A 23,156-nucleotide genomic window follows, 5' to 3' on the forward strand; every position below is an offset into this window, starting at 1 on the left:
AATCAGCAGTGATAAACCCGCAGTCTCCGGCCGCGTCAGTCCATCGCGGTCAGCTTGGCGATGTAGACCAGACTCAGCATGTGGTCGTCGACGCTCAGCTCGTTGCCGTCGTTGGTCGCCGACTCGTCGATACCGAGCAGGTAATCCGACAGGTCCGACTGGACCTCCTCGGTGAGCCAGTCGATGTCGGCGTAGTAGTCGAGCGCCTCGTCGGCCCCCTGGTAGCCCGAGTGCATCAACAGGAACTCGAGCCACTCGAAGACGACGAACTCGGCGGCGTAGTTCTCCGGGAGCGCCGCGAGGTACGGTTTCTCCTCCGGTTCGCCGCCGAGGAAGGGGAGCAGTTCGCGATACAGCCCGGCGCGGAAGGAGCTCCCCGCGAGCATGTCCTCTTCGGCCCCGTCGAGGCCGATATCGAGGTTCGATGGGTCCGGGACGTCGTCGTCGTCAGCCAGCCCGTTGTCCCGGTCGTCGCGCTGTCGGGCCATCTTGCGCAACTCGTCTAGGTCGTAGTCGCGCGGGTTTATCGTCATGTGACAGCAGTATTCCGCCTGCTCCGTCATAAACCTTGCACACCGTCTGACTGCCGTCTGACGGGCTCAACGCGGTGATTCGCCGGTATCCGTTCGCCCGCACCGAGTTACGCGGATGATAATCGGGGGCGTGTTTTTATATTGGGTGAGGGCCGAGAATCGCCTAGTTGGACGATGAGTCGGCACCACGACGCCGGTCCGGCCCGAATCTGCGTGACCAACGCGAAGGGCGGGACCGGGAAGACGACGGTCGCGATCAACGTAGCCGGCGCGCTGAACGACCGGGGCCACGACGTCCTCTTCGTCGACCTCGACCCCCAGGGGAACGCGACGGAGGGGCTGGGGCTGGTCGAGGCGTACGACGCCGAGCCGCCGACGCTGTTCGACGCGCTGACCCGCGACCCCACCCTCCTGGGGAGCCTCGTGGTCGAACACGAGGAGATGGACGTCGTCCCGTCGAGCATCGACATGCTCCAGGCCGAACACGAGCTGACGATAGCGGACCTCGTCGCCCGCGCCCGCTCGGAGGACCGTGACGTCGACCCGGCGGCGCTGGCGTCGTTCGGGTTCAACGTCACACCGGCCACCGTCGAGGGGACCCACGCGCTCGACACGCTCGACCGGGCGCTCTCGACCGTCGAGTCTGGCTACGACTACGTGATAATCGACTCGCCGCCGTTCTACGGGAAACTCACGGATACGGGCGTGTTCGCCGCCCGGCACATCCTCGTCCCGGCGCTGGCGGAGGCGACCTCCGAGCGGGCCATCGAACTGCTGATGGACCAGATGGCCGCACTGGAGCGCCAGACCGGCATCAGCGTCGAGACGGTCGGCGTTGTCGCGAACCGCATCGAGACCACCTCGGAAGACGAGATGATGCTCGAGTGGTTCGACCTGGCGTTCCCGGACAGTCCCGTCTGGCAAGTCCGCAAGCGCGTGGCGCTCCAGCGGGCCTACACCGCCGGGAACTCCGTGTTCGCGGTCGAGGAGCACTGTGATATGGCCAGCGTCTTCGCGGACATCGCGGACGCCTTCGACGAGCAGTTCGGATACACCGAGGTGACAGCATGAGTGACGACGACCGCATGGACAGAGCAGAGCGCATCCGCAAGATGCGCGAGGGGAACCGGGCGGAGACCGACGGCGCGGCGGCCGACGATGCGTCGACTGACGGCGAGCAGCGCGGTGCGGCCGCGTCGGCTCCTGGCGAGACGGCACCGACCGGCGACCAGCAGAACGGTGCGGACGGTCCGACCGACGAGTCAGCGGCAGGCGGAGCGGAGCCGGCACCTGAACCCGAGGAGTCGGTGACCGGCGACGGGACGTCCGACGCGATGGCGGCGGCCCAGCGGGCCGCACAGTCCGCTGCGGAAGTGACCGGCGGACCCACCGATACGACGGCCCAAACTACCGAGACCCTCCAGCAGGCGGAGCAGCCGACAGACACGCCCGCTCAGCGTCCCGCCGGCGTCGAGCTCCCGGACCAACAGGCCGTCGAAGCGGCCATGGCGGCGAGCGACGCCACGGAGACGGAGGGAGCGGCGAGCGCCGCGGCCACGGACGACGAGTCGACGCAGTCCGAGGAACTCGTCCGCGTCCTGGAGTTCGCCCTGGGTGAGGAGTACTACTGCCTCGACATCGAGTACGTCGAGGAGATCGTCAAGCGCGACGACGTGACGCGGGTGCCCAACACCGACGCCTACGTCGAGGGTGTCGTCGACCTCCGGGGCCAGATTACGACGATTCTCGACCCCAAGTCGATGATGGACATCGACGACGAGGGCGACCAGAACCTCGTCGTCGTCTTCGACCCGGAGATGTTCGAAGAGCAGGGCGCCGTCGGCTGGATCGTCGACGAGGTCCGGCAGGTCTCGCCGGTCGCCGAGTCGGAGGTCAACAGCCCCCCGGTCGACGCGGACTACATCAACGGCGTCGTCGACAGGGAGGACCGCGACCAGTTCGTCATCTGGGTCGAACCGGACGACGCGCTGGCGGCGGCGACCGCAGAGGACGACTGAACGACCACCGGGGCTCGAAGCAGGTCAGTCACGGCCGCTCTCTGACGACGGAGTGTAAACGGTCAGCTACTCCTCCGACTCAGAGACGTCGACGATGTCGTCGGGAACCGCGTCGGGGAGGTCCGCGTCGTCGAGCGAGACGCCCAGTTCCTCGCGGACGAGGTCGGTCGCGTTCTGGACGGCACCGACAGTCCCCAGGTAGCCGGCGCCGACGGTGGTCTTCAGGGCCATCGCCGGGCGACCGGTGACCACCGTGGGGCCGACCTGCGCGACGGCGTCGTCGCCCACGGAGACCAGCCACCCCGGCACGTCGAAGCGGTACTTCGCGAGCCGTGGTTCGAAGCCACCGGTCTCGTTCCCCAGGTGCTCGGCGAGAGCGACGACGTTCTGTCCGGCGACGCGAGCCTCCCGGATCGCCGCCGAGGCGCTCGCCGGGACCGGTTCTCCGTTGCTGTCGACGACCTGCGCCGCGTCACCGACGGCGAACGTCCGCTCGCCCAGTCGCAGGTCGGCTCTGACGGTGGGTCGGTCGCCGGCCATCGCCTCGGAGCCCGTGATGCCCCCGGTCCAGACCAGCTGGTCGTACGCCACCTCGGCGTCGTCGTCCAGGCGGACCACGTCGGCGTCGACGCCCGTGACGCGCGCACCGGTGCTGACGGTGACGCCCTCGCCGACCAGCGCGTCCCGGACCGCCCGCCGGAACGACTCGCCGAAGGTGGGTGCGACCTCCGATTCCTGTTCCAGCAACCGAACCTCGACGTCCATCGACTCCTCGCGGGCCAGTGCGACCAGCTCGCCGGCTACCTGGACACCCGAGAGTCCCGCGCCGCCGACGACCACGCGGTCACCGTCTTGGAGCGCGAGGAATTCCTCGCGAATCTGCTCGGCGTGGTCGAGGCGTTTCAGCGGTGTCGCGTGGGCGCGAAGGCCCGGAACGTCGAAAAAGGCCGTCTCGGCCCCGAGACAGACCGCGCCCACCTCGTAGGTGAGTGCCTCCTCGCCGTCGGCCGTCTCGAGCGTCGCGACGCCGTCGTCGGCGTCGACGCTCGTCACGGTGGCCTGGCGGACGTCACAGTCCAGCACCTCGCCCAGGTCGACGGTGATGTCGTCGGCCAGCGACGGCCGGCGGACCACGCGGTGGAGCTCGTGCTGGACGAGGTGGTCCGTGGACTCGTCGACGACGACGAGGTCGGCGGTCGCTGGGAGTGTCCGTTCGAGTCTGCGAGCGAGTGTCAGGCCGGCGTATCCGGCACCGAGGACGGCGACGCGCATGGTCGGCGGTTCGTGCCGAGCGCGTATAATCCTGTGGCACTGCGAGCGTCAGAATATGGAACCGGGCTGACCGCGCCGGCCGGTCTCAGAACAGCGCTTCGGACTTCTCGAGGACGTGGGCCGGGCCGCCGACCTCCCAGATTCGGGTATCGACACCGCAGTCCGCGACCGCCCCCTCGACGCGGTCGACGTACGCGTCGGTGGTGTTGACGTAGACACTCGCGCCGGTGTCGACGGAGAAGTAGACGGGGACCCCTTCGTCGCGCAGTTCGCGGACGGCGTTGAATATCTCGATGGTGCGGGGCTGCCAGTACACCCACCCGGCCGGGCCGGTCATCGTCGTCGCCGCCAGCGACAGCGAGTCGTGTTCGGCGAGCTCGAACGCCCGCTCGAAGTCGGCGTCGTACAGGGCGTCGCGCATGTCCGAGATCTGGCCGTGCATGTGGGCCATCCGCGCCTCGAACATGTGGCTGTCGGCGGCCTCCTCGTGGGCCGCTTCGGTCTCCTTGTACGACGGGACCATCCCGGCGACGATGCGCAGGTCGTCTTCCAGGTCGGTCTCGATGCGCTCGCTCCGGCAGTCCTTGTCGTTCATCCCCGTCCGGAGGTGCGAGAACGCGCCGGTGACGGCACGGGCCGCGGAGGACGACCCGCGGCGAGCGACCGTCGAAATCTCCGGGCGCGTCATCTCCAGCCCGGCGGCCTCGACGAGCGCCATCGCCGCGGCGGCGAAGCCCGACGACGACGACCCGAAGCCGATGTTCGTCGGGAAGTTGTTGGCCGACTCGAAGCGGACGCCGTGGTCGATACCGGCGAGGTCGCGGACGTGGTCGACGACCGCGTCGATGCGCTCGGCGCCGCGTCCCTCGACAGTCTCGCCGTCGATGACGTAGACGTCCGCCTCGCGGTCCGGGTCGAACTCGGCGGTCGTCTTCGAGTGACTCGGGGCCGTACAGACCGAGATGCTGTCGTGGTACGGGAGGCGCAGCTCCTCGTCGCGCATCCCGTGGTACTTCACGAGTCCCTGGATCGGGTGGGCCTTCGCGGTCGCTTTCATACCTCACCCTTCAGGGCCGCCCACTTTGCTATTGCGAACCGCCGACGGGCAGGCGTGACGCCGCCCCGTCTCAGGCCTCTTCGATGGCCGCCTCGGGGGCGTTGGACTTGACGCTCTCGATGCCCTGCTTGGCCTTGGCCTTGCTCGCGTACCCTTCGCCGCCGTCGGCGATGACGTTCCCGTTGGAGTGACGGAGTCGCCAGCGCCAGTCGTCGGCCTTGTCCCGGTAGAGTTCGAAGGTCGCAGTCATCCGTACCGTGAGACATACGCTCCTCACACAAGAGCGTGGGGGCGAACGAGTCCGTCGGCCGGCAGAGATATCTCGACGGCGGGGTCAGTACGTCGGGCTCTCCTCGCGGACCCCCTCGCGCTTGTTGACGAGGCGGGCGAGCGTGAACAGGGCGTCCGAGAGGCGGTTGAGGTAGACGATGGCCGTCTCGTTGACCCCGGCCTCCTCGGCCGCGAGCGACACCGCTCGGCGCTCGGCCCGGCGACAGACGGCCCTGGCGTGGTGGAGTTTCGCGCCCGGTGCCGACCCCGAGGGGAGGATGAAGGACTCCAGCGGGTCCAGTTCCTCGTCAGCCTCGTCGATGATAGCCTCTATCTCTTTGACGTGCTCCTCGGCGAGTTGCGGGTCGCCCTCTTCGGGTGAGGGGTTCGCGAAGTCCGCCTGGACGATGTGGAGGTGGTTCTGGACGTCCCGCAGGTGGTCGTCGATGTCGTCGTAGCCGGTCGGCCGGACGACGCCGACCAGCGCGTTCACCTCGTCGACGGTGCCGTAGGCCTCGATGCGCCGGGAGTCTTTCGAGACGCGGTCCATCGTCCGCAGGTCCGTCTGTCCCTGGTCGCCGCGACCGGTGTAGATGGTCATACCCGGGTCTGGGGGTGCCACGGTCTTATAGACGTGCCCGGAACGGAACCAATGGACTCAGAGCCGGCGGTGGACCTCCGAGAGCACCGTGGGCGGGAGGTCGAGGTCGGCCAGCAGACTGCGGCGCTGGTCGTCGTCACCGTGGCCGGCCACGAACCCGTTGAGCCGGGCGGTCACCGTCGAGTCGACGAAGGCGTCGCCGAGCATCGACTCGAGTTCGTCCGCGACGACCGGCGTCGAGCGGAGTTCGTACTTCTGGTGGTAGTCCTCGGCCATCGTGAACCCCGCGTAGTCCTCGATAGCCGTCTCGACGTACTTGCCCGTCCGCCCGGCCAGGTCGGCTCGCGTCCGCCGAGCCGCCGTCCGCTGCTCCTCGTCGTGAGCGAGCACGACGGCGCGGTACTGGCGCTTGTGCGGGGCGGCGAAGGGAGCGTGGTTCGCCCAGAACACCGAGAGCAGGTCGTCGTACGTCAGTTCGGCGGGGTCGTACTCGACCTGGACGACTTCGGTGTGGTCGCCCAGCGAGTAGTAGGTCGGCGACGGGTCGGTCCCGCCGGCGTAGCCGACCCGCGTGCGGACGACGCCCGGCATCGCGCCGAAGCGCGCGTCCGGGCCCCAGAAACAGCCCATGCCGAACGTCGCGGTCGCCGTCTCGCTCGGCGGGAGCGCCTCGGCGTCGATTGCCGGCGGTGAGCGCGTGTCGGTGCTCGCGTCCGTCGGGTCCATAGCGACAGGAGGGGGCGACGCGGCTTGCGTCCTTCGCTCGGGGGACCCCGAACCGGGAGTTTCAATTAGTCGGACCCGCTACGCTGTCGCATGAGCCTGGAACTCGAGCACTACTGCCCCGTCTGCGAGGAGTACCGCGACTTCTGGAAGGTCGCCAGCACGACGATGCACCTCGGCCAGAAGGTCAAGTGGCACTGCCCCGAGTGCGACTACGGCTTCGTCCGCATCGACGACGAGGTCGACACGAGCCAAGTCGCATAGGTCTCAATAGCAGTACGGAGCGCTCTTAGCAGTCGTTTTATCGGTCCGTCTCCGTCGCTCAAACGAGCATGAGCGCCGACATCCCGGGTGTCCCCGAGTTGTGCACCGCTGGCGAACGGTCCGACCTGGACCTGGCACTGAGCGTCGTCGAGTACGGCGACCGCCCCGACCGGTGTACGGTGTACCCGCCCGGACTCGCCGGCGACGCGCGCCTCTCGACCTGGCTCTCCACCGACCGGTCGGCGCTCGTCTCGCTGTCGGAGATGGAATAACCGAGCGTTTTTACAGCTGTGTGACTGAATGAATTCTAATGAGCATCGAGGTGTTGCTGGTCGACGAGGACCCGGACGTCCTCGAAGTCGTGTCGACGTTCCTCGAGCGGGAAGGCGACCTCGCGGTCACCACCCAGACGGACCCGGAAGCCGCGCTCGAGGACGTACGAACCGGCGGATACGACGCTATCGTGAGTGACTACACGATGCCGCGGATGGACGGCTTGGAGCTGTGTCGGGCGATTCGCGACGACGGCGACTCGACGCCGTTCTTCCTCTTCAGCGCCCGCGAGGCCGCGGACGTGGAGCCGGACGCAGCGGCGGCCGGCGTGACGGAGTTCGTCCAGAAGGGCACCGGGACCGAGCAGTACGCCACCCTGGCCGAGCACATCGAAGCCGCGGTCTAGACGTCCGTCCGGGGCACCGTCATCGTTATCTCGGCGCCGCCAGCGTCCGAGTCGTCGAACGTCACCGTCCCGCCGTAGGACTCCGTCACCCAGATGACCAGCCACAGCCCGAGGCCGCTCCCGTGGCTCAGTTGCGTAATCGGCTCCTGACCAGTCACGACAGCGAGCTCGTGTTCGGGGAGCCCCGGGCCGTCGTCGGCCACGGTGACAGAGACCGTCTCGTCGTCGACGGTGACGTCGACCTTCACCGTCGGGGACTCCCCGGCGTGTGTGATCGCGTTGTCGAGCAACTCGTCGAGAATCCGGCGGAAGCGGCCGTCGGCAGCCTCGGCCGAGGTGTCGGGAATCGCCGTGACCATCTCGCCGTCGGACCCGGGCCGGGTGGCGTCGACGATGTCTTCGACGACCGCCGGCACGTCGACCGGGTGCCGTCCGGCCTCCTCACGCCGGGCCGACTGCTCGATCTGGCGGGCCCGGTCACTGAGTTCGGCCACCTCGCTGGCCTTCCGCTGGAGACGGTCGAGCAGGTCGAGCAGTCGCCCGTCGTCGATTCGCGAACTCAACTCGTCGGCCAGTCCGAGGACGACAGTGAGGTCGTTCCGGAGGTTGTGACGCAGGACGCGGTTGAGCACCTCCAGGCGCCTCTCGCGGTCACGCTGCTCGGTGATGTCGGAGTAGATACCGAAGCCCCAGACCTGCTCGTCGTCTCGGTTGTAGGGCACGCCCCGGTAGAGGAAGTCGCGGATACCCCGGTCGGTCTGGCGGCGGACCTCGGTCTTGACCGTCTCGCCCCTGGCGGCCTTCGCGTCGATGCGGGTCGCCTCCGCCCGCGCCTCGTCGGTCAGCGGGAGGACGAGATCGTTCAGCGGTTCGTCGACGACGGCCTCCGCATCGAACCCGAACACCTCGGTGAAGGCGGGGTTGACCGACTTCACTACCGGCTCGCCGTTGCTCAGTTCCGCCTCGACGACCGCGTCCGGGAGGTTGTCGAAGAGATACGAGAACCGGTCCCGCTCGTCTTCCAGCTCCGCCTGGGCCTCCCGGAGGTCGGTCAGGTCACGGACGACGCCGACCGTCCCGTTGAAGATGTCGTCGTCGAGGATGGAGATCTCCACCTCGGCCGGGCGCTCCGCGCCGTCGGCGGTCTTGAGGGTCGTCTCGACCTGGAGCGTCTCGTCGCTGTCCGAGGACCGGAGCGCCGCAATCTGGTCCTCGAAGACCGACAGCGAATCGGTGTCGAGCACGGCCCGGGGGTGTTCGTCGAGCAGCTCCTCGCGTTCGAACCCGAGCCACGTCGCGAGCGGCTCGGTCACGAGCTGGAACTGGCCCACCTCGTCGAGGACGTACACCATGTCACGGACGTTCTCGACGACCGTCTCGTACTCCAGGAGGTGCTGTTCGCGCTCGACACGGTCCAGTGCCGCTGCCGCGTTCGAAGCGAGGATCTCGGCGACCGAGACGTCGGCGTCGTCGAACGCGCCCGGTTCGGGTGAGGCGATGCTGATAATCCCGTGCCCGCCGAGCGGGATGTACATCGCGGCGCGAGCGATGCGGTTGTCGTAGTCGTCTGAGTGGGCCTCGAAGTCATCGACCCGGACCGTCTCGCCGCGCTGGAACGCCTCGCCGGGGTAAGCCTCGTCGGCGCCGTAGACGGGCCGTTGTGGGAGGTCGGCGGTCGCCGCGGTCGGGACCAGCGTCTCCTCGTCTTCGTCGTAGAGGCGGACGAGCGACAAGTCGAAGCCGAGGTGCTCGCTTGCCGCCTCGATGACCGTCTCCGCGACGGCTTCGGACGTCCGTGCGTCCATCAGCGAGCGGGAGGTGTCGAGCAGCCCGGAGAGCTTCCGGTCGTACTCTTTCTGGTCGGTGATGTCGTGGAAGTACACCGAGAGGCCGCCCTCCGACGGGTAGGCGCTCACCCGGAACCACCGCTCTACCGGCGGATAGTACTCCTCGAACGTGACCATCTCCTGGGTGTCCATCGCGCGGTGGTACGCGTCGTGGAACTGCGAGCCGACAGCGTCCGGGAACATCGACCAGAGGTTCTCGCCGAGCGCCTCGTCGGCGGCCTCGCCCAGCACTTCCTCGGCCCGGGTGTTCCAGTACGTTATCTCCCAGGTGTCGTCGACGGCGAAGAAGGCGTCGCCGATGCGTTCGAGGATCTGCTCGATGCGGCGGTGGGCCTCGCGCAGCTCGAGCTCCCGCTCCTTCCGTTCGGTGATGTCGCGGATGATGCCCGCGGTGCCCTCGAACCACTCACCGTCGTCGTCCCACAGCAGCGTCATGTGGTCCTCGGCGGGGAACGAGGTCCCGTCGGCACGCTGTATCTCCAGGTCGAAGGTCTCCTCGTCTTCTCGGTCGCCGAATATCATCTCCTGGACGATGGACTCGGCCCGCTCGACCACCTTGTCCGACTTGATGGCGCTCGTGTGCGCGCCGAGCAGCGCGGACTCCTCGTAGCCGGTGAGGTCGGTCATCGCGTCGTTGACCAGCTGGAAGTGGCCCGTCTCGTCGAGCGCGTAGACGCCGTCGTCCACCGCTTCGATGACGTCCTCGTAGCGTTCGAGGTCGGCCTCGCGCTGGCGGCGTTCGAGTTCGCGGCTCACCCAGCCGGCCAGCAGTTCGATGTAGGTCTGTTCGGCCTCCGTGAACGGCTCGTCCCGCGGCTCGTCGTCGGCGAAACAGAGCGTCCCGTACAGTTCGCCGTCGACCACCACTTTGCCACCCAGGTAGCAGGCGATGCCGGATATCTGGTAGGCCATGTCGTCTTCCCAGCCCTCTGCTGCGGCGTCGCGGACGCCGAACTGCTGCGACTCACTGTCGACGATGCGTCGACAGTAGGTGTTCGCCAGGTCCGTCTCGACACCCTCCTGGACGACGTCGTGGTCGCCCACGACGGAGACAACCTCGTAGTCGGTCCCGTCGATACGACTCAGGTAGCCAAGCGCGAGCCCCAGGCGGTCCGCGCCGAGTTCGAGGACCCGCTCGACGGTGGCGTCCTCGGGCTGGGCGTCGGCCGCAGCCAGTTCGGTCAACCGGTGGAGCGATTCGTTGGTCCGCTCGAGTTCGAGTTCGCGTTCCTTCTGGTCGGTGACGTCGGTGGCGATGGCCACGAGTCGCGGTGACCTGTCAGAGCGCTTCTCGACGACGCCGTTCGTGTATATCCACCTCGTCGTCCCGCCGACTGTCACCCGGAACTCGGCTTCGAACTGGTCGTCCGTCTCCAGTGCCCGCTCGAAGGCCGCATCGAGCGACGACTTGTCGTCAGTGTGGACGTACTCTCGGAAGGCGTCGACGGTCCCGCCGAATTCCTCCGGCGTCGTCCCGAAGAGGGCGGCGGTCGCCTCGTCCCAGACGACCTCGCCGGTCTCGACGTTCCACTCGTAGACGCCCGTCTCGGTGCCGTCGAGGGCGAGCTCGAGACGGCGATTGAGCGCCGCGAGCTCCTCTTCTCGCTCCTTGCGCTCGGAGATGTCCCGGACGATACCCGTACAGTACCACTCGCCGTCGATCTCGAAGTCGCCGAAGGAGACCGAGACGGTCAGCTCCTCACCGTCGTCGGTCAGCAGGGGGAACTCCAGCGCGGTCCACTCGAACGACCGCTCGCCCTGCCGCAGGTATCGGGCCACCCCGTCCAGGTGCTGTTGCTGGTACTCCCCGGGCATCAGGGCAGTGAAGTCGTTGCCCACGAGGTCGTCCGACTGGTGGCCGATCAGGTCCGCGAGGCGGTCGTTGGCGTAGACGATTCGGCTCTCCGCGTCGATGGTCACGATGGCGTCCGAGATGCTCCCCGCGAGCGCGTCGAACGACGGCGGAAGGTCGACGGCCATGTTCGACCGGTCGGTCGTCGTTCCGTGGCCGTTCAACGCCGCCAGGCGCGCGTCGAGGGACACCTCGCTTCGAGGGACGTACTCGGTGACGCCGAGCTGCGTCGCTTTCGCGGCGACCTGACCGTCGGGGTCGTCGGTACAGAGGACGACCGGCAAATTGGGGTCCTGGTCGCGAATCGCCGCGAGGACGTCGAGGCCCGTGGCGTCCCCGTCGAGGTCGTGTTCGCAGACGACCACGTCGGGCTCGATTTCGGTGAGAACAGCCACCGCTTCTGCTTCGGTCCTCGCCGTCCGGACGGTTGTCCCGTCTGGCTCGACAGGTCCGTCGTCGTCGCCACGAACGTGCAGCAAGAGTCGCGACCCCGTCATTGGATCCGTTGTACAACCTGAACGCTTCCCGGCTATATATCGAACGGTGTCACTATCAGATCTCGAAACCGGTCAGTCCTTGAGCGCCTGCCAGCAGAGCCGCGGCGACCGGGCGGCCGTCGCCTGGTCGATGCGTCGCGCGGTCGACCGGGTCGGTGCGTCGGCGAGCGTTCCGTCGGTCTCGCCCGCGACGGCCTCGAACGCGGCCGCGAGGTGGTCGAGCGAGCGCTTGCTCTCGGACTCGGTCGGTTCGGTCATCAGCGCCTCGTCGACTGTTTCGGGCCACTTCGTCGTCGGCGGGTGGACGCCGTGGTCGAGCATCCCCTTCGCGACGTCGGCGGCGTCCTGGTCGCCCGCGCTGGCGACGAACTCGTGGTGGAAGGGGCCGAACGGCACGTCGTAGGGAATCTGTTCGGCGAGGTAGTTGGCGTTCAACACCGCCTTGGCGCTCGTGTCCCGGAGTCCCGAGTCGCCCAGGCGCGCGACGTACGCGAAGGCCTTCACGAGGACCGGCCAGTTGCCGTAGTAGCCGTGGACCTTCCCGATGGAGTGGGCGGGGTCGTAGTACTCGTACCCGCTGTTGCCGGCGCCCGTCTCACCCTCGGCCCCGGTCTCCCGGCGCACGTGCGGGCTCGGCAGGAACGGAGCCAGTTCCTCGGTGACGCCGACCGGTCCGGCGCCCGGACCACCCCCGCCGTGGGGCGTCGCGAACGTCTTGTGGACGTTGTAGTGCATCACGTCGAAGCCCATGTCGCCCGGGCGGGCGCGGCCGAGCAGGGCGTTGAGGTTCGCCCCGTCGTAGTACAGCAGACCGCCGGCATCGTGGACGATATCGGCGATCTCCTCGATGTCACGCTCGAAGAGGCCGAGCGTGTTCGGGTTCGTGAGCATCAGCGCGGCGGTGTCCCCGTCGACGGCCGCTTCGAGCGCGTCGATATCGACCCGACCGTCGTCGCCACTGGGAAGTTCGACCACGTCGTACCCAGCCATCGCCGCCGTCGCGAAGTTCGTCCCGTGGGCCGAGTCGGGGATGACGACCGACGAGCGGTTCTCGCCGTTGTGCTCGTGGTAGGCCTTCGCTATCTGGATGCCGGTGAACTCGCCGGCGGCGCCGGCCGGGGGCTGGAGCGTGACCGCGTCCATCCCACCGATGCGGCCGAGGTAGTCCTGCAGGCGGTGGCACAGCTCGAGTGTCCCCTGGACCGTCGCGACCCCGCGGTCGGGGTGGACGGCCGCCCCGGGCAGCGCCGCGACGTCCTCGGTGAACGACGGGTTGTACTTCATCGTGCAGGAGCCAAGCGGGAAGGGACCGCTCTCGACCCCGTAGTTCATCTGCGACAGGCGGGTGTAGTGGCGGGCGAGCTCCGGCTCGGAGACGTCGGGAAGTTCCAGCGTGTCCCGCGTCAGGTCCTCGGGCAGCGGCCCGTCACCGACGGCGACCTCGCTGGTCGACTTCTCCGAGAGCAGCGGTTCGTACCGGTCGCCGTCCGTCCAGCGGGCCTGGTCGTACTCCATCAGGCCACCTCCTCTATGGCCTCGAGAAACGCGTCCTCGGCCCCGGACCGCTGGGCGGTCGCACAGATCTGGATCAGGTGCTCCCCGACCTTGTGGACCGCATAGCCCTCGTCGGTCAGGTCTTCGGCGACCACCCGCGCGGGCTGGTCGGTGTGGGCGACGAACTCCCGGAAGTGGTGGCGGTCGTGGACCGGCGCCTGGAGACCGACCACCTCGTCGAGTTTCGCCGCGAGTCCCCGGGCGCGGGTGACACACGACTCCGCGAGGTCGACCAGGCCGTCGGGGCCGAGCCACGCGGCGTGCATCGCCGCCCGGAGCGCGACCCACGCCTGGTTGGTACAGATGTTCGAGGTGGCCCGCTCCTTGCGGATGTGCTGTTCGCGAGTCTGGAGCGTGAGCGTGTAGGCCCGTCGGCCACTGGCGTCCTCGCTGGCGCCGACGAGACGGCCGGGGACCTGCCTGAGGTACTCCTCGCGCGTGGCGAACAGGCCGAGGCCGAAGCCGTAGGCCGTCCCGGTGCCGAGCGTGGCCGCATCGCCGACCACCACGTCCGCGCCGACGTCCACGGGGCGTTCGAGCAACGCCATCGCGACGGGGTCGGTCCCCAGACAGAACAGTGCGTCGTGGTCGTCGGTGAGTTCGCCGACGGCGTCGGCCCGCTCCTCGACGACGCCGCGGACGGTCGGGGTCTCGGCGTAGACCATCGCGACGTCCTCGTCCATCGCCGCCGCGAGCGCGTCGACGTCGACACAGCCGTCGTCCATCGGGTAGGACTCGACCGTACAGCCGGGGCCGTCGACGTAGTTCTCGAGGACGCCGCGTTTCCCATCACGGAGGTGTGCGGGGACCAGGATGCGGTCGCCGGACACCGAGCGGACCCGCTGCGAGAGGGTCGCGGCCTCGCCCAGCGCCGTCGCGTCGTCGTACATCGAGCAGTTGGCGACGTCCAGTCCGGTCAGCTCCACGAGGAGCGACTGGTACTCGAAGAGGGCCTGGAGGAACCCCTGTGCGACCTCCGGCTGGTACTGCGTGTAGGAGGTCAGGAACTCCGAGCGCCGTGAAAGGTCGTCGACCACAGACGGTACGTAGTGCCCGTAGTGGCCGCGGCCCAGGAACTCGGTGAGGTCGTCGTTGCGGGCGAGCAGCGCCTCGATTTCGGTTCTGACCTCGCGTTCGCTGCGGGCCTCGATGTCGAGGTCGTCCTCGAAGGCCACGGACTCGGGGACGTCGAACAACGATTCGACGTCCGGGACGCCGATGGCGTCCAGCATCGCCGCCGTCTCGCTGGGCGAGTGCGGTACGTAGGGACTGCCGGTCGTGGGCGGGCCGCTGTCACTCATCGCGGCGACCACCCTCCCGCGCGGTTGGCATACCTCCGGCTAACGGTGTCAGGTACATTAGCGTAGTCATCCGGGCGGTCGTTACTCGACCTGGTCGCGGTAGTCCGCTGCCGAGAGGAGGTCGTCGAGTTCGGACTCGTCGGCCAGCTCCATCTCGAGGAGCCACCCGTCGCCGAAGGGGTCCTCGTTGATGTGTTCGGGTTCGTCGCGCAGCGTCTCGTTGACCGCGGTGACCGTCCCGGCGACGGGCGCGTAGAGGTCGGAGACGGCCTTGATCGACTCGACGACGCCGAACTCGTCGCCGGTACCCAGTTCGTCGCCCTCGGCCGGCAGTTCGACGAAGACGACGTCGCCCAGTTCGTCCTGGGCGAAGTCAGTGATACCGACGCGGGCGGTGCCGTCCTCGGTGCGAATCCACTCGTGAGACTCCCTGTACCGGCAGTCTTCGGGAACGTCGAAGCTCATCTGTCGAGAAACTGCGACGGCCTGGTACGAGTCTTCTTCGGTTCACCACGGACGACCACCCGAACGGACCGCCCGGGCTCCACGTACGCTACCGGCAGGTACGCGAGCGCGATGGGGGTATCCAGCGTCGGACTCATCGTCCCGCTGGTGACCGTCCCCAGGTGCTCACCATCTGGCGTGGTGACGTCGTAGCCGCGTCGCGGGACCCCGCGTTCGACGAGCTCCAGACCGACGAGTTTCTCCTCGACGCCCTCCTCGTGGGCTGCCTCCAGCGCGTCCCGGCCGACGAACTCGGTGTCGAGTTTAACGGTCCAGCCGATGCCGGCCTCGTACGGGGTCCGTGGGTTCTCGGTCGGGTGGAAGTCCTGTCCCGAGAGGAGAAAGCCCATCTCCAGTCTGAGCGTGTCGCGCGCTCCGAGCCCGCAGGGCTGGCACTCCAGGGCCGCCCACACCGTCTCGGCATCGGCCCACGGACAGAGAATTTCGAATCCCTGCTCACCGGTGTACCCGGTCCAGGCGACGAGCGCCTCGACGCCGGCGACGGTCCCCTGAGCGATGTCGAACCGAGAGAGCCGACTCAGGCGGACGTCGGTCAGGTCACCGAGGCGGTCCTTCGATTCGGGCCCCTGGACGGCCAGCATCGCGTACTCGTCGGTTCGGTCGGTTACCGTCGCCGTCAGCCCCCACGCCTCGCGGTGTGTCTCCCATCGGTCGGTCATCTCGGTATCGTGGCCGGCGTTCGGGACGAACAGGTAGTCCTCGCGCTCGCCGTCGGGGAGCCGGTAGACGACCGTATCGTCGAGGATTACGCCGTCCTCGTCAGTTATCGTCGAGTACTGGGCCTCGCCGGGGTCGAGCGCGGTGACGTCGTTGGTCGTCAGCCGCTGGGTGAGTTTCGTCGCGTCCGGACCCGACACAGTGACCTGTCCCATGTGCGAGACGTCGAACTTCCCGACCGCCGAGCGGACCGCGGCGTGCTCCTCGCGGATCGACGCGAACTCCACGGGCATCTCCCAGCCACCGAAGTCAGTGAACCGAGCGCCGGCGTCCTCGTGACGGCCCGCGAGCGGGGACGTTCGGAGTGTCATACGGGCAGAGAGGACGCGAATTACCTTACCGTTTGCTTCCCGACACGAACGCGGCCCGACTGATAAACCGAATACTGCGATAGCAAATCGGCTTCGGGGCGCGAGAGCAAGGGCTCTCGACGGAGCGTGCAGGTATCGAGACTGGTGGTTCGACCCGCGAAGCCAGCGAGTTGCAGATTCTCAGACCAGTAGTGAAGTCAATCAGCCAGTGCACGGCGCGCAGAGAGCGACCGGGAATCCACTCGCGAAACGGGCCGAGTGATATCGGGGCAACTGACGAGTGTCGGATTCGTCGCTGATCTCCGAAATCGTCTGCCGGCCACATCGTGCCGGAGGAGTCGCCGCGAGCGACCACCCCAGCTACGACAGTCAGACCCTGGAGCACCGTCGCCACGGTACCGACGAACGCGGAGACGCGTCGCCGTAAGCGAGGTTCCCGAGCGGCCAGGTGTAGCATGCCCACCAGTCACGCCCCGGAACAAACGAATCCCGAGGCCGTCTCTGCGTCCACGGTGCGAGTTTCGTATCGCGTATAGTGATTTATCCCGGGGCGACGGGTAGACTCCGGCTCCCCGGGCCGAAGCGCCAGCGATAAACCGGACCACCGGCGAGAGGTAGCCATGGACCTGTTCCGGCGGTTCTCCGGGGAGCGAGACGAGCCCGACCGGGTGGGCGTGTTCGTCGACGGCCCCAACGTCTTCCGCAGCGAGTTCGACGTGGACCTAGACGACATCCGCCAGATCGGCGAGTCGTACGGACCACTCGCGGCGACACGGCTCTACGTCGACGAGAACGCCTCGCCGGGGCTCATCCAGGCGGCCGAGGCCAGGGGGTTCGAAGTGGTGACGACGAGCGGGGACGTCGACGTTCGGCTGGCCGTGGACGCGACGGAAGCGGTCGTTGCGGACCGCATCGACGTCCTCGTCGTCGCCTCTCGAGACACTGATTTCAAGCCGGTCCTCGAGGTCGCCGCCCGCGAGGGCGTCACGACGGTCGCGCTCGCGCCGGGCGAGCACGGGCGGTCCGACGCGCTGCAGAACGCCGCCCACGACGCGCTCTCGCTTCGAGGCGACGTCGAATAGCGGAACGGGAACTGCTTTTGCCGTGGCGGACGCTGCGCCAGACATGGACATCGACGACACGCCGGTGCTTGACAACCACCTGCATCTGGACCCGGTCAACGGGCGCGGGGTCGAGGCCGTCGCGGAGTTCGCCGACCAGGGGGGCACACACCTGCTCGTCTTGAACAAGCCCTCGTGGATGCTCGTCGAAACAGCGACGGACGAGGCGACGTTCCGCGAGGGGTTCGACCTCACCGTCGAGGTCACCCGCGACGCGACCGACTACCTGGACGGCCGGGCGTGGCCAGTGCTCGGCGTCCATCCGGCGCTCGTCTCGAAAGCTCGTCGACGACGGGTACACCCCCCGAAGGGGCCCGCGACATCATGCAGGCCGGGCTGGACGTCGCCGCCGAGTACGTCGCCGACGGGACGGCACTGGCGCTGAAGACGGGGCGACCGCACTACGACGTCGACGACGCCGTCTGGGCGGCGTCGAACGAGGTGATGCGATACGGGTTCGAACTCGGCGCCGAACACGACTGTGCCGTCCAGTTGCATACCGAAGGCGGGGAGGACTTCGAAGCGGTCGCTCGGTGGGCCGAAGCCGCAGGGATGGACCGCCGACAGGTGGTGAAACACTACTCCGGCGGCCGCCTCCAGGGACCGACCAAGTCCGTCCTGGCCGACAAGGACGAACTCGAACTCGCTGTGGAGGCGGGTGACCCGTTCCTGATGGAGACCGACTACATCGACGACCCCGAGCGACCCGGCGCGGTGCTCGGGCCGAAGACAGTCCCCCGGCGCGTCCGGTGGCTGCTCGAAGCGGGACACGACGACGCCGTCCGGACCGCACACGTCCAGACACCGAAGGACGTCTACGGTATCGACACGGAAGCGGCCCTGGACCGACCCTGACGGCCGCGGTACTGAGAACGGGCCGTCGTGACCAATCTATATAGATATATTTTGTGATGACTGTGGAACGGTACCATGGGTACTGCTATATGAGTTCACACCGGAAGGTCAAGCAGACAAAGATCTCGTAAAACCAGAGTACTGTGGTGAATTACACGGATATCGCTATAGCGAAGCGCCAGTACTCAGTCCGAACTGTGCCCCGCCAATCGGCGTTTCGGTTGCGCCCACAGAAGACGGCCACTGCCGCGACGCTGCGTTTCATATATATTCTCAGCCAGATTTATAGTCGGTGGGGGATGATAGTGAGATACATGGAGACACGCAAGGTCCAGGTCACGGGCGGGTCGACGTACACAGTCTCGCTACCCAAGGAGTGGGCGACCGAGAACGGAGTCAGTGCGGGCAGCGTCGTCGAGTTCCACGACGAGGAGGACCTCCTGTTGCTGTCCCCGCGCCGCGAGGATGACCGGGTCGAGGGGACGCTCGACGTGAGCGCGATGACCGAACCACACGAGCTCAAGCGAGCGGTGATGACCATGTACGTGAGCGGGTTCGACGTGATTCGGCTGGAGGCGCCCCGAATCACGGCCGAACAGCGCCGCACCGTCCGTGACGCCACACAGGGGCTGGTCGGGCTCGAGGTCATCGAGGAGACGGCCGACCACATCGTGCTCCAGGACCTGCTCGACTCCTCGGAGCTGTCGGTCCACAACGCAATCACCCGGATGCGACTGGTCTCGCTGACGATGCTCGCGGACGCCGTCGAGGCGCTCGTCGAGGACGACGACGACCTCGCCGAGGATGTCATCCACCGCGACGAGGACGTCGACCGCCTCTGGTATATGGTCTCACGGGTCTTCCGGACGGTCCTCCGGAACCCCACCGCAGCCAACGAGATCGGGTTCCCGCGCGAGACGGTGTTCGACTACCAGTCGAGCGCCAGACAGCTCGAACGCATCGCCGACCACGCGACGAAGATCGCCAACCTCGCGCTGGACGTCGGGGAGATATCCGGCGAGACCGCGGCGCTCCTCGAGCGCCTGAAAGACGAGGCGACGGCCGTCCCGGAGAAGGCGATGGACGCGCTCCTGACCGACGACTCCGAGGAGGCGGTCGAACTGGCCAACGAGGCCCGCGGTGAGATACGCGCCGTCGACGACACGGCTCGCGAGGTCGACACCGAAATCCGGGAGTTCGACCCGCAGAGCGCCCAGTTGCTCGGCCTGGTCGTCGACTCGCTGTCCCGCACGGCAGACTACGGGGGCAACATCGCCGAGAGCGCACTGCAGAAAGCCGCGCCGCGACCCTGAATCCGTGGGTCGTACTCAGTCGTAGAACCGTTCCAATGCCGATGCGGCCCCGTCCCTCGTCTTCAGATACTTCCGGTCGCCGTCGGGCGTCTCTACCGCGTACTCGTAGGTCTCGCTGTCCGGGACGTACCAGTGATCGGCGTGCCGGTCGAGCGTGTTCTCGGGAGCGAGGCCGCCGTTCGGCGTCGGGTCGGCAACAACGTCGGTTCCGTCTGCCGAGTCTTTCACACCGCTCTCGGTCGCGTCCACGAGCAGGTCGCCGTCAACCGGATAGTCGGCCAGGACGCCGGTCGACACCTCCTCGTGGCGGCCGGCCTTCATCGCTTCGCGCATCAGTATCTCCTGTGTGTTGACGACCGGTTCGTCGTCGTCGGGGGTCTGTTGGTCGTACCGACCGTCGCTTCGCATCCGCCAGCGCTTGCGGTTGTCCGCGAGGATGAGTTCGAGGTTGAACTTCAGCTGCCGACGGATGTCCGGGTCCTCGACGGGCGTGACGGCCTCGACGCGGCTGTCCAGGTTCCGGGTCATCCAGTCCGCACTCCCGATGTAGTACTCGGGGCCGCCACCGTCGACGACGTCGCCGTCTGCCTGCGACGACGCCGCCCTCGCGCCGTTCTCGAAGTAGAAGATGCGGGAGTGCTCGAGGAATCGGCCGACCAGCGAGTGCACCTCGATGTTCTCGCTGACGTCGTCGAGGCCCGGTCTGAGCCGGCAGATGTCCCGGACGATGAGGTCGATGTCGACCCCGGCCATCGAGGCGCGATAGAGTTCTTCGACGATAGCGGGGTCCTCGAGTCCGTTGACCTTCGCCACGATACGTGCATCCCTTCCTTCGAGGGCATGGTTTGCTTCCCGGCGGATGAACTGGGTGAACTGCTTTCGCATCGTCACTGGGGCGATGAGCAGCTTACGGAACCGCTCGTCCATCCCAGGTCCGGTAAAGGAGTTGAACAGCGTCACCAGGTCCTGGCCGATGTCGCGGTCCTCGGTCAGCAGGCCCAGGTCGACGTAGCCCTTCGCCGTCTCGGAGTGATAGTTTCCGGTTCCCACGTGGGAATAGAGGTTGACGCCGTCGTCCTCTTCCCGGACGACCAGCGCCGTCTTCGTGTGGGTCTTCAGTCCGATAGTCCCGTAGGCCACGTGGATGCCGTTCTCCTCGAGTCGCCGGACCCACTCGAGGTTGTTCTGCTCGTCGAAGCGCGCCTTCAGTTCCACCATCACCGCCACCTGCTTGCCGTTCTCGGCGGCGTCGATGAGCGACTGGATGACTTGCGAGTCGCTGGCGGTCCGATAGATAGCAGCCTTCACGGCTAGCACGTCCGGGTCCTCGGCCGCTTCCGAGAGGAACCGCTGGACGGTCTGCCCGAAGTCGTGATACGGGTGATGGAGGAGGATATCGTCCTCGTCGATGTCGTCGAAGACGCTCCCGTCGTCGGCGTTCGCTCCGTCGTCTCCGAACGGGTCGGCCTCCGGTGTCCGGAGTCGAGGGTGGGGCTGTGGCGTCCAGGGGTCGAGTTTCAGGTCCGGGCGGTCCAGGTCGGTCAGCGACATGAACTCGCGGTAGTCGAGGGGCCCACTGAGCGGGTATATCTCGCGGTCTTCGAGCTCGAGCTGGCGCTGGAGCGTCTTGCGGATGCGCGGATGTGCGTCGGACTCGATCTCCATCCGCACGACCGTCGCGAAACGGCGCTGTTCGAGCACCTCCTCTATCATGTCGATGAGGTCCTCTGCGACCTCCTCGTTGCGCCTGACCTCGGCGTTTCGGGTGAGCCGGAACAGTGCCGTGTCGAGTATCTCGACGTTCGGCAACAACAGGTCGAGGTTCTCCCGGATGACCTCCTCAATCAGGACGTATCGCTGGTCGTCACCGATCTGGACCAACCGCGGCCGGTTCGGCGGAATCTTGATGCGCGTGAACGTCGGGTCCTCGGCGTCGTCCCGACGAGTCAACACCGCAAGCGACAGCGACCGGTTCGAGATGAACGGGAAGGGGTGTGCTGGATCGAAGGAGAGCGGGGTCAGAGTCGGCAACACCGACTCCTGGAAGTACGCCCGCATCCGGGACCGCTCCTCGGCAGTGAAGTCGTCGTACTCGTGGACATAGATGCCCTCGTCGGCAAGTGCCGGCCGTATCGTCTCCTCGTAACACTCGGTCTGTCGCTCGAGCATCGGTGCAAGCGTCTCGTGGACCTCCTCGAACTGCTCGACCGGCGTCCGGCCGTCCGGCGTCTGCTCGGTCACGCCGGCCTCTATCTGCTGTTTCAGGCCGCCGATTCGCTTCATCACGAACTCGTCTAGGTTTCGCGTGACGATGGAGAGAAAGCGGACACGCTCGAGTAGGGGGTTCCGCTCGTCAAGTGTCTCGTGGAGGACGCGGCGCTGATAGGCGAGCTCGCTCAGCTCACGGTTCAGGTACAGCGACGGGTCGTCGAGCGAGACGTCTCCCGGGTCGTAGGGCTCGATGCTTCGCGGCTCCTCGTTGTTCATGCGCCTATGGCAGCGGGACGGACTGGGGCTGGACGATGCTGTCCGACGACCGCTCTTGATATGTTTTCGGCGGGTCGACAGTTATCAGTTTCTCCCCATTGGTGTCGTAGGCAGTCAACTGACCGCCGTAGACGCAGCCAGTGTCGAGCCCGACGGCCCAGTCGGTGACGTGGGGCGCTGCAAGGACCGTGTGACCGAAGTAGATACGGGGACCCTCGCGGCGTGCCTCGAACCAGTAGGGGCGGTCGTAGCTCCCGTCCGGGACGAGCGAGCGCATGTTCAGCAGCTCCGTCAGCGAGTGTTCGACGACGGGTTTCCGGTGGTCGACGCCGCCGTGGGCGACCATGGCGCCGTCCCACGAGATGACCGCGGGCATCGACTCGATGAACTCGAGGTCGGCGTCGGTCAGCGCGTCGATAGACTTGCGGCCGTCGATCAGCTTCTGTTCGTTGTTGCCGCGGACGCTCACGAGGTTCGGTCGGTCGCGGACGATGTCGACGACCCCCTTGCTGTCGGGCCCCTTCCGGACCAGGTCACCGACGAAGACCACCAGTTCGCTCTCGCTCGGGTCGAGCGTCTCGAGGAGTTGTTCGAGGGTGCCACGGCAGCCGTGAACGTCCCCGACGACGTAGATGTTGTCCCACTGGGTGCGGTCGATTCGTCGGTGTGCGGCATCGAGCGTCGGGTTGAGTGTCGGTCCAGCGTTCATGTGTATCGGTCACCGCTCCCGTGGCGGAGTATGTATCAGTTCATACGACCGACCACACTTAGGCAGTTTATATGTTCGCTATATATCCGTCCGTAGGAATATAGTTCGCTCAGTTCTCCGGAGGCCACTGCTGCGTAGGGACCCTGTCGCTGGACCGGCGCCGTCGCTACGGGAGGTGGTGGGGAGCGAGAAAACCGACTCGGTTCCGCCTTACTCCTCTTCGAGGACGGCGTTGACCTGCCCGTCCTGACCGGGACGGGAGGTGACGCGGGCGGTGCCCTCGGAGGTCTCGACGAGCGCGCCCTTCGTGATGATGTTCCGGCGGGCGTAGTTGGGGTTCGAGGGGTTCTCGACGACGTTCTCGATGGTCGCCTCGACCGTCTCGGCGCCGTCCGCGACGCTCGCGACGTCGGTCGTGACGGCACGCACCTTGCTGGTGTTGCCGCGGGAGTCGACGACCTTCAGCTTCTGGTCGCCCACCTGCGTCTCGGTGGACTCCGTGCCGAGCTCGTGTTTCTTCTTCTTGTGGTTCGGCCGGCGCCGACCGCCTGTCCGCTTGCGAGGGGAGCGTCCCTGGTCTTTCATACCCGAGGAATGTCCCAGCGGCTACTTGAACCGTTCGATGCCGAACTGTCGGCCGCCGCGCAATC

Annotated in this window: 20 protein-coding genes and 2 pseudogenes; 8 read left to right on the plus strand and 14 right to left on the minus strand. The window is 67.1% G+C overall.

Features of this window, described 5'->3' with window-relative positions:
• Window positions 1–35 precede the first annotated feature (35 nt).
• Window positions 36–533, minus strand: coding sequence for a FlaD/FlaE family flagellar protein (locus P1L41_RS14930; RefSeq protein WP_276296525.1), 498 nt, complete (start codon window positions 531–533; stop codon window positions 36–38).
• 174 nt (window positions 534–707) lie between these two features.
• Here P1L41_RS14930 and P1L41_RS14935 point away from each other — a divergent pair, with 174 nt between their 5' ends.
• The gene (locus P1L41_RS14935) at window positions 708–1,604 is read left to right on the plus strand and encodes a ParA family protein (RefSeq protein WP_276296526.1); all 897 of its coding nucleotides are present in this window, start codon (window positions 708–710) and stop codon (window positions 1,602–1,604) included.
• Window positions 1,601–2,551: a chemotaxis protein CheW gene (locus P1L41_RS14940; protein ID WP_276296527.1), complete on the plus strand. Its 951-nt coding sequence runs from the start codon at window positions 1,601–1,603 to the stop codon at window positions 2,549–2,551. The genes P1L41_RS14935 and P1L41_RS14940 overlap by 4 nt, the downstream gene beginning before the upstream one ends.
• 66 nt (window positions 2,552–2,617) lie before the next feature.
• On the opposite strand, the gene P1L41_RS14945 is transcribed toward P1L41_RS14940, so the two are convergent.
• From P1L41_RS14945 to msrA, 5 genes and pseudogenes are all read right to left on the minus strand, one after another.
• The gene (locus tag P1L41_RS14945) at window positions 2,618–3,823 is read right to left on the minus strand and encodes an NAD(P)/FAD-dependent oxidoreductase (RefSeq protein WP_276296528.1); all 1,206 of its coding nucleotides are present in this window, start codon (window positions 3,821–3,823) and stop codon (window positions 2,618–2,620) included.
• Window positions 3,824–3,908: 85 nt separating this feature from the next.
• Window positions 3,909–4,880, minus strand: coding sequence for a phosphomevalonate decarboxylase MvaD (mvaD, locus tag P1L41_RS14950; protein WP_276296529.1), 972 nt, complete (start codon window positions 4,878–4,880; stop codon window positions 3,909–3,911).
• A 70-nt stretch (window positions 4,881–4,950) separates the two neighbouring features.
• Window positions 4,951–5,124: pseudogene (locus tag P1L41_RS14955) on the minus strand (HVO_2922 family protein); the annotation flags it as partial.
• Window positions 5,125–5,214: 90 nt separating this feature from the next.
• Entirely contained in the window at window positions 5,215–5,751 is a 537-nt protein-coding gene (locus tag P1L41_RS14960; RefSeq protein ID WP_276296530.1) for a cob(I)yrinic acid a,c-diamide adenosyltransferase, read from the minus strand.
• Window positions 5,752–5,808: 57 nt separating this feature from the next.
• A complete protein-coding gene (gene msrA / locus P1L41_RS14965) occupies window positions 5,809–6,477 on the minus strand; it encodes a peptide-methionine (S)-S-oxide reductase MsrA (RefSeq protein ID WP_276296531.1) in 669 nt (222 codons plus the stop codon).
• Window positions 6,478–6,567: 90 nt separating this feature from the next.
• Here msrA and P1L41_RS14970 point away from each other — a divergent pair, with 90 nt between their 5' ends.
• From P1L41_RS14970 to P1L41_RS14980, 3 genes are all read left to right on the plus strand, one after another.
• Window positions 6,568–6,738 carry a DUF7838 family putative zinc beta-ribbon protein gene (locus tag P1L41_RS14970; RefSeq protein ID WP_276296532.1) on the plus strand — a complete coding sequence of 57 codons (171 nt, stop codon included), beginning with the start codon at window positions 6,568–6,570 and terminating at the stop codon, window positions 6,736–6,738.
• Between the two features lie 68 nt (window positions 6,739–6,806).
• Window positions 6,807–7,010: a DUF7511 domain-containing protein gene (locus tag P1L41_RS14975; RefSeq protein WP_276296533.1), complete on the plus strand. Its 204-nt coding sequence runs from the start codon at window positions 6,807–6,809 to the stop codon at window positions 7,008–7,010.
• A 38-nt stretch (window positions 7,011–7,048) separates the two neighbouring features.
• On the plus strand, window positions 7,049–7,417 hold the full coding sequence (locus P1L41_RS14980) for a response regulator (protein ID WP_276296534.1): 369 nt from the start codon (window positions 7,049–7,051) through the stop codon (window positions 7,415–7,417).
• Here P1L41_RS14980 and P1L41_RS14985 read toward each other — a convergent pair.
• The 5 genes from P1L41_RS14985 to gcvT all read right to left on the minus strand — a co-directional run bounded on the left by P1L41_RS14985 (window position 7,414) and on the right by gcvT (window position 16,021).
• Window positions 7,414–11,613: a PAS domain S-box protein gene (locus P1L41_RS14985; protein ID WP_276296535.1), complete on the minus strand. Its 4,200-nt coding sequence runs from the start codon at window positions 11,611–11,613 to the stop codon at window positions 7,414–7,416. The genes P1L41_RS14980 and P1L41_RS14985 overlap by 4 nt on opposite strands.
• Window positions 11,614–11,685: 72 nt before the next feature.
• On the minus strand, window positions 11,686–13,128 hold the full coding sequence (gene gcvPB / locus P1L41_RS14990; protein WP_276296536.1) for an aminomethyl-transferring glycine dehydrogenase subunit GcvPB: 1,443 nt from the start codon (window positions 13,126–13,128) through the stop codon (window positions 11,686–11,688).
• The gene (gcvPA, locus tag P1L41_RS14995) at window positions 13,128–14,468 is read right to left on the minus strand and encodes an aminomethyl-transferring glycine dehydrogenase subunit GcvPA (protein WP_276296537.1); all 1,341 of its coding nucleotides are present in this window, start codon (window positions 14,466–14,468) and stop codon (window positions 13,128–13,130) included. Before gcvPA ends, gcvPB begins: the two co-directional genes overlap by 1 nt.
• 81 nt (window positions 14,469–14,549) lie before the next feature.
• A complete protein-coding gene (gene gcvH / locus P1L41_RS15000; RefSeq protein ID WP_276296538.1) occupies window positions 14,550–14,933 on the minus strand; it encodes a glycine cleavage system protein GcvH in 384 nt (127 codons plus the stop codon).
• Window positions 14,930–16,021, minus strand: a complete 1,092-nt coding sequence (gene gcvT / locus P1L41_RS15005) for a glycine cleavage system aminomethyltransferase GcvT (RefSeq protein ID WP_276296539.1) — start codon at window positions 16,019–16,021, stop codon at window positions 14,930–14,932. Before gcvT ends, gcvH begins: the two co-directional genes overlap by 4 nt.
• A 620-nt stretch (window positions 16,022–16,641) precedes the next feature.
• Here gcvT and P1L41_RS15010 point away from each other — a divergent pair.
• From P1L41_RS15010 to P1L41_RS15020, 3 genes and pseudogenes are all read left to right on the plus strand, one after another.
• Window positions 16,642–17,103: an NYN domain-containing protein gene (locus P1L41_RS15010; RefSeq protein WP_276296540.1), complete on the plus strand. Its 462-nt coding sequence runs from the start codon at window positions 16,642–16,644 to the stop codon at window positions 17,101–17,103.
• A 43-nt stretch (window positions 17,104–17,146) separates the two neighbouring features.
• Window positions 17,147–17,997: pseudogene (locus tag P1L41_RS18650) on the plus strand (TatD family hydrolase).
• Between the two features lie 314 nt (window positions 17,998–18,311).
• On the plus strand, window positions 18,312–19,310 hold the full coding sequence (locus P1L41_RS15020) for a phosphate uptake regulator PhoU (RefSeq protein WP_276296541.1): 999 nt from the start codon (window positions 18,312–18,314) through the stop codon (window positions 19,308–19,310).
• A gap of 15 nt (window positions 19,311–19,325) precedes the next feature.
• Here P1L41_RS15020 and ppk1 read toward each other — a convergent pair whose 3' ends face one another.
• From ppk1 to P1L41_RS15035, 3 genes are all read right to left on the minus strand, one after another.
• On the minus strand, window positions 19,326–21,797 hold the full coding sequence (gene ppk1 / locus P1L41_RS15025; RefSeq protein WP_276296542.1) for a polyphosphate kinase 1: 2,472 nt from the start codon (window positions 21,795–21,797) through the stop codon (window positions 19,326–19,328).
• A 4-nt stretch (window positions 21,798–21,801) separates the two neighbouring features.
• On the minus strand, window positions 21,802–22,506 hold the full coding sequence (locus tag P1L41_RS15030) for a metallophosphoesterase family protein (protein ID WP_276296543.1): 705 nt from the start codon (window positions 22,504–22,506) through the stop codon (window positions 21,802–21,804).
• 210 nt (window positions 22,507–22,716) lie between these two features.
• Complete coding sequence (locus P1L41_RS15035; RefSeq protein WP_276296544.1) at window positions 22,717–23,091, minus strand: 30S ribosomal protein S8e; 375 nt, start codon at window positions 23,089–23,091, stop codon at window positions 22,717–22,719.
• Window positions 23,092–23,156: the final 65 nt, after the last annotated feature.

This window comes from Haloarcula ordinaria (assembly GCF_029338275.1).
GTDB classification, from domain to species: Archaea; Halobacteriota; Halobacteria; order Halobacteriales; family Haloarculaceae; genus Haloarcula; species Haloarcula ordinaria.

Excerpts from the sequence above, each read along its gene's own strand:
- P1L41_RS14930 (WP_276296525.1), bottom strand. The coding sequence starts at position 533 with ATGACGATAAACCCGCGCGACTACGACCTAGACGAGTTGCGCAAGATG.
- P1L41_RS14970 (WP_276296532.1), top strand. The coding sequence starts at position 6,568 with ATGAGCCTGGAACTCGAGCACTACTGCCCCGTCTGCGAGGAGTACCGC.
- ppk1 (WP_276296542.1), bottom strand. The coding sequence starts at position 21,797 with ATGAACAACGAGGAGCCGCGAAGCATCGAGCCCTACGACCCGGGAGAC.
- gcvH (WP_276296538.1), bottom strand. The coding sequence starts at position 14,933 with ATGAGCTTCGACGTTCCCGAAGACTGCCGGTACAGGGAGTCTCACGAG.
- P1L41_RS14940 (WP_276296527.1), top strand. The coding sequence starts at position 1,601 with ATGAGTGACGACGACCGCATGGACAGAGCAGAGCGCATCCGCAAGATG.
- P1L41_RS15020 (WP_276296541.1), top strand. The coding sequence starts at position 18,312 with ATGGAGACACGCAAGGTCCAGGTCACGGGCGGGTCGACGTACACAGTC.
- P1L41_RS14980 (WP_276296534.1), top strand. The coding sequence starts at position 7,049 with ATGAGCATCGAGGTGTTGCTGGTCGACGAGGACCCGGACGTCCTCGAA.
- P1L41_RS14985 (WP_276296535.1), bottom strand. The coding sequence starts at position 11,613 with ATGACGGGGTCGCGACTCTTGCTGCACGTTCGTGGCGACGACGACGGA.
- msrA (WP_276296531.1), bottom strand. The coding sequence starts at position 6,477 with ATGGACCCGACGGACGCGAGCACCGACACGCGCTCACCGCCGGCAATC.
- gcvPA (WP_276296537.1), bottom strand. The coding sequence starts at position 14,468 with ATGAGTGACAGCGGCCCGCCCACGACCGGCAGTCCCTACGTACCGCAC.
- P1L41_RS15010 (WP_276296540.1), top strand. The coding sequence starts at position 16,642 with ATGGACCTGTTCCGGCGGTTCTCCGGGGAGCGAGACGAGCCCGACCGG.
- P1L41_RS15030 (WP_276296543.1), bottom strand. The coding sequence starts at position 22,506 with ATGAACGCTGGACCGACACTCAACCCGACGCTCGATGCCGCACACCGA.
- gcvT (WP_276296539.1), bottom strand. The coding sequence starts at position 16,021 with ATGACACTCCGAACGTCCCCGCTCGCGGGCCGTCACGAGGACGCCGGC.
- P1L41_RS14935 (WP_276296526.1), top strand. The coding sequence starts at position 708 with ATGAGTCGGCACCACGACGCCGGTCCGGCCCGAATCTGCGTGACCAAC.
- P1L41_RS15035 (WP_276296544.1), bottom strand. The coding sequence starts at position 23,091 with ATGAAAGACCAGGGACGCTCCCCTCGCAAGCGGACAGGCGGTCGGCGC.
- gcvPB (WP_276296536.1), bottom strand. The coding sequence starts at position 13,128 with ATGGAGTACGACCAGGCCCGCTGGACGGACGGCGACCGGTACGAACCG.
- P1L41_RS14945 (WP_276296528.1), bottom strand. The coding sequence starts at position 3,823 with ATGCGCGTCGCCGTCCTCGGTGCCGGATACGCCGGCCTGACACTCGCT.
- P1L41_RS14975 (WP_276296533.1), top strand. The coding sequence starts at position 6,807 with ATGAGCGCCGACATCCCGGGTGTCCCCGAGTTGTGCACCGCTGGCGAA.
- mvaD (WP_276296529.1), bottom strand. The coding sequence starts at position 4,880 with ATGAAAGCGACCGCGAAGGCCCACCCGATCCAGGGACTCGTGAAGTAC.
- P1L41_RS14960 (WP_276296530.1), bottom strand. The coding sequence starts at position 5,751 with ATGACCATCTACACCGGTCGCGGCGACCAGGGACAGACGGACCTGCGG.